This window comes from Fodinibius sp. (genome assembly GCF_041642155.1).
Taxonomy (GTDB): Bacteria; Bacteroidota; Rhodothermia; order Balneolales; family Balneolaceae; genus Fodinibius.
Window position 1 is genome coordinate 1 of record NZ_JBEPWZ010000247.1, and the last position, 4,653, is coordinate 4,653.

3 protein-coding genes are annotated in these 4,653 nt (G+C 48.2%); 1 reads left to right on the forward strand and 2 read right to left on the reverse strand.

Annotation, left to right across the window (positions count from 1 at the left end; all coding sequences use genetic code 11):
- The first annotated feature begins 168 nt into the window (after window positions 1–168).
- Window positions 169–2,625, forward strand: a complete 2,457-nt coding sequence (gene gyrA, locus ACESLU_RS11980; RefSeq protein WP_372638883.1) for a DNA gyrase subunit A — start codon at window positions 169–171, stop codon at window positions 2,623–2,625.
- Between the two features lie 254 nt (window positions 2,626–2,879).
- On the opposite strand, the gene ACESLU_RS11985 is transcribed toward gyrA, so the two are convergent.
- Complete coding sequence (locus tag ACESLU_RS11985; RefSeq protein WP_372638884.1) at window positions 2,880–3,830, reverse strand: L-lactate dehydrogenase; 951 nt, start codon at window positions 3,828–3,830, stop codon at window positions 2,880–2,882.
- An 11-nt stretch (window positions 3,831–3,841) separates the two neighbouring features.
- The coding region (locus ACESLU_RS11990) for a helix-turn-helix transcriptional regulator (protein ID WP_372638885.1) at window positions 3,842–4,653 on the reverse strand (812 nt) is incomplete at its 5' end.

Consider the following 4,653-nt stretch of genomic DNA (forward strand, 5'->3'; position numbering starts at 1 on the left):
AACGCGGCTTCTGCCGACAAGCTCTTCTCTACGCTCATGGGGGGCGATGTGGAACCCCGGCGCGAATTTATCGAGCGCAATGCCAAGTATGCAACGCTGGATATTTAGCGATTTGAAGTGAACTTATCTTTATAATTTTATTTTCAACTGACTTAGAAGAACTTTTTCATGGCTCGAGAAAAAATTATACCTGTTACAATAGAAGATGAGATGCAGTCGGCGTACATCGATTATTCGATGTCGGTTATTGTGTCTCGCGCCCTTCCTGATGTCCGTGACGGACTCAAACCGGTTCACCGGCGTATTCTCTATGGAATGAGTGAACTGGGCATGCTCCACAACCGGAACTATAAAAAGAGCGCCCGAATTGTGGGTGAGGTACTGGGTAAGTATCACCCGCACGGCGACTCTGCCGTCTATGATTCTATTGTGCGGATGGTCCAGGACTTTTCCCTGCGATACCCGCTGGTGGACGGACAGGGGAACTTCGGTTCCATTGACGGCGACAGCGCGGCGGCTATGCGTTATACGGAAGTTCGTATGGAGCGTATTGCCGAAGAGATGCTGACCGATATCAACAAAGAGACGGTCGATTATCAGAATAACTTCGACGACACCCTCCAGGAGCCGACGGTCATGCCCGGTATGCTGCCCAATATGCTGTTGAACGGCGCTTCCGGTATTGCCGTGGGGATGGCTACCAACATGGCTCCCCACAATATCAAGGAGACGATCGACGGGATCGTCGCGTATATCGAAAACCCGGATATCGATTGCGAGGAACTGATGGAGCATATTTCGGCTCCGGATTTTCCCACGGGAGGTATTATTTACGGATACGGGGGCGTAAAGGAAGCCTATGAAACGGGACGCGGTAAAATTACGCTGCGCGCCCGCTGTACGACGGAGGAACTGCGGCGGGGACGCGAGCAGATCGTGATTACCGAGATCCCGTACCAGGTGAACAAGACGACGCTGGTCAAAAAGATTGCGCGTCACGTTGAAAATGAAAAGATTGAGGATATTTCTGAAATCCGCGACGAATCCGACCGTGACGGAATGCGTATTGTGGTGGTCCTCAAGCGAAGCGCGAATGCCGGTATTGTGCTGAACCAGCTGTATAAATATACACAGATGCAGACTACCTTTGGCGTCATCAGCCTCGCGCTGGTCAAGGGGCGTCCAAAGGTGATGCCGCTCAAGGAATTGATTTTTCACTATGTGGAACACCGGATTGAAATTATTATCCGGCGTACCCTCTACGACCTGGACCAGGCGGAAGCACGGGCTCATATTTTAGAAGGACTGAAAATAGCGCTCGACGACCTGGATGAGGTTATCCGCACCATCCGGGCTTCAGACAGTCCCAAGGAGGCCAATAAAGCGCTGCGCCGGAAGTTTGCGCTTACGGATATCCAGGCGAAGGCCATTCTGGACATGCGCCTGCAGAAGCTGACGGGTCTGGAGCGCGATAAAGTTGAGCTGGAGTACGGTGAGATTGCAGATAAGATTGCCGAGTATCGGAATATCCTCTCTGATCGCAACAGGCAGACGGATATCATCAAGGAAGAGCTGCTGGAGCTTAAGAAACGGTACGGCGATGAGCGGCGCACCCAGATCGTGCATTCCGCCGAGGACTTCAGCGTGGAGGATATGATCGCAGACGAGGATGTGGTCGTTACGATTAACAATAAAGGATTTATTAAACGTATGCCGCTCAGTGGGTACCGGCGACAGAAGCGCGGTGGAAAGGGCATGAAGGGAACCACTACCAAAGATGACGAATACGTAGAACACCTCTTTGTGGCCACAAACCACAACTATATTTTATTCTTTACTGAAAAAGGCCAGTGTTACTGGCTGAAGGTCTATGAAATACCAGAAGGTTCGCGGCTGTCACGGGGACGTGCGATCGTTAATCTTATTGAAATTGAGAAGGATGATGCGATTAAAACGTTTGTGCCGGTTAAAACGCTCGATGATGAAGAATACATCAACAACCACTATATTATGATGGCCACCCGGGAGGGGAAAGTGAAGAAAACTTCTCTGGAGGCCTATAGCCGTCCCCGCAGCAACGGTATCATCGGTATTAATATCAACGATAATGACGCGCTCCTTGAAGCGGCGCTGACCGATGGCGAGAGTAACATTATACTGGCCAACCGGAAAGGCCGCGCGATTCGTTTCCACGAGAATGAGGTCCGTGATATGGGCCGTAACACATCGGGGGTCAAGGGCATGAGCCTTGGGAAAGATAACGAACTGGTCGATATGGTCGTTATCAAGAATACCCATGAGGCCACGGTGCTGGCGATCTCTGAAAACGGCTACGGTAAACGGTCGCTGGTGGAGGACTATCGCGAGCAAAGTCGGGGCGGGAAGGGGGTTATTACCCTGAAAGTGACCGGGAAGACCGGCGAGCTGATCGCTCTCAAGGAAGTTTCAGACAAAGATGACCTGATGGTTATCACGGAAAGTGGAAAAGTCATTCGCATGAATTGCGGGGACATACGGACCATGGGACGCAATACGCAGGGTGTGCGGATTATGCGGCTCGATTCGGAAGGCAAGATTGCTGCCATCACGCGCGTCGTGAACGAAGAAGAGGATGCTACGGTGTAAGCATAACAGACTGTAGCACAAGGAGATAGGCTGATTGATATTTTGAGGCTTGCCAAGCATAAAAGTTTGGCAAGCCTTTTTTGCTTTAGCTGGCTGAGCTAAACCACAAATTGGATAAGTTCAATAATATTAGGCAGGTAAAAGTTATTGAGTATTTATTCGTGAATAGTTTGCGGTAAACAAATCTGCCGGTTTTTGCAGCTATCCGGGGAAGCTCATAACCCGGGGTAAGTGGACGAAAGGTAGATTCAAAATTATTTCACAATTGCGATTCCCTCCAGGCTATTCTGCAAGACAGCGGCCGAATTTTTGAGTCCGTCTACCTCCTCATCATTGAGGTCGGGCGTCAAGCGATGTTTAATACCCGCTAATCCCACGCTGCTGGGCAGGCTCATACAGACATCACTGATGCCGTATTCTCCATCCCAGGAGACGGTCACCGGAATCACACTTTTTTCGTCTTCAAGGATCCCCTCCGCAATCCGGGCAATGACGACCCCGATGGCTGAATTGGTAAATCCCTTGCGTTTTATGATCTCATAGGCAGCATTTTTAGACTCCTCGAAGAGGGTATCCAGCGCTTTTCTGTTGAAGGGCTTACCGAGAATCGTATTGTGCTGAATCAGCTTGCCTCCTATGTTTGCCTGGCTCCATATGGGTACCTCCGAATCGCCATGCTCTCCCAGAATATACGCATGGACAGAGCGCGGATCCACGTCATAATAACGTCCGAGCAACGCTCGAAAGCGGGCGGTGTCCAGGAGTGTGCCGGTACCGATAATACGCTGCGGAGCACGCTTACTAAGCTGTTGAGAGACGTAGGTGAGAATATCCACAGGGTTTGTTGCGATGATGAGAATCGCATTCGGGGCATGCTCATCCAATCGGGAAATGATATCTTGATAAACGGCCGCATTCCTGTTCAACAGCTCGAGGCGAGACTCATCCGGAGACGATTGTCCAACGCCGGCTGTTACGACCACAACCTGGGTATTTCCCAAATCTTTATAGTTGCCGGCCCGGACGTTTACATTTCCTACGAGCAGTTGACCGTGCATTAAATCCATCGCTTCTGCCTCCGCACGTTCTTTATTTAAATCAACCAGTATGATTTCGCTGGCTATGCGCTGATTAAAAAGAGCATAGGCCGCAGCCACACCCACATTACCAGTGCCTATGATAGCCACCGATCTTTTTTGTATCATAATAATATTAATTAATATTTATTATCTATCATTTTTCTCAATAATATATTCCTTTTCTCTATTAAAGCATTTGGCTCAACCACTTTAATATCATTATGGAATTGCAGCAACCACTTATTAATATAATTCAGGTTATTAAACTCAAATATGATCCTAAATAAATTAGGTTTTTTCTTTATATTCTTAATAATCTTCGTCGGCAAATTAGCTTTGAAGCGGCTTACGCTGTTCTTGTGTACATCTACCACTATTTTTTGGAAAGATTCGTCAGATCGAAAAATAAGGCCTTCTACGTCGATTTGCCCATGGGGGACAAAATGTTCGCTCAATACTTCCACTTTTGACATGCGATCGAGCATAAAATTGCGAATAGCCTCTCTTTTGTGAGAATGTCCGATGACATTCCAATGGTCTTTAAAAAAAACGATAAGATAGGGATCAATTTTGCGGGACGAAATGCTATTATCCGATTTGGAGCGATAGTCGAAAGAGATTTTTTTGTTCTCGGCAATAGCATTACTGATCAGGTACCAGTTTCCGCCCTCTTTTTTTTCCGCGCCGAAGTTCATATAGGGATCCACTACGGTCCGTTTTCCCAGCGACTCCATAAACTGCAGGAGCTCGTCGGGCAGTACTTCCTTGATCTTTAGCTCGACCCCTTTGGCATCGCTGATAAGTGTTTGGTCCACCTGTGATTTCACAAAATTGAGTCCCACTAAAATAGTCGCCAGCTCCTTTGTAGTGAACATCAGAGGAGGAATTTTATAACCATGCATGATTCCGTACCCCTTATATTCATCCCAGGTGACGGGGACATTCATTT